The following is a 554-nucleotide window of genomic DNA, read 5'->3' as shown; positions in this document are numbered from 1 at the left end:
ACCACCAGCAGTCCGATCAGAAATACCGGGGCCTTCGCCCATCCGGTCGTCGGATTGTGCGTCTCCTCGGGCCCGGCGTCAGGCGTGCTGCCCTCGGCGGGCGGCGTCTCGCCGGGAGGCACCGACCCACCGGGTTCGAGACCCGGCGTCGTCCGCGGGTCCGGATCGGGATTCTTGTCGTCCATGCCTCTACGAGTAGACGCACCTGGGGGTTTTCACACCTGCGGGCACACCTTCCCGTCGGCGGTGGACCCCGCGTGGCGGGCAGCACGCGGCACCGCATCGCGCCCGTTGCTGCCATGACAGCCCCTAGACCATTGCGGCCATTGCGGCTGAAAGGCCCTCTTCCCCGGTGCGAGGCCAACGCTCACCCTGGCCACCAGGGTGATGACGACGCGGCGCGGAGGGGTGGCCGTCATGCCGGAACCGCTGTACGTCCCCGTACTCCCGACCCGACCGCACGCCAGCACCGCCTACCGCCGGCTGCTCCCCCCCATCCAGCGCGGCGTGACACCCCTGTGGACCGTCCCCCAGCGCACCGGCCTGCCTCTCGC

1 protein-coding gene is annotated in these 554 nt (G+C 71.3%); it reads right to left on the bottom strand.

What is annotated here, in order from left to right; genetic code table 11:
• On the bottom strand, positions 1 to 185 hold a 185-nt coding region (locus tag KUM32_RS41020; protein ID WP_217146744.1), incomplete at its 3' end, for a DUF6480 family protein.
• Positions 186 to 554: the final 369 nt, after the last annotated feature.

This window comes from Streptomyces sp. AC627_RSS907 (genome assembly GCF_019049165.1).
Note: the sequence above shows the minus strand (reverse complement) of the source record. Positions and strands in the feature narration are given on the sequence as shown.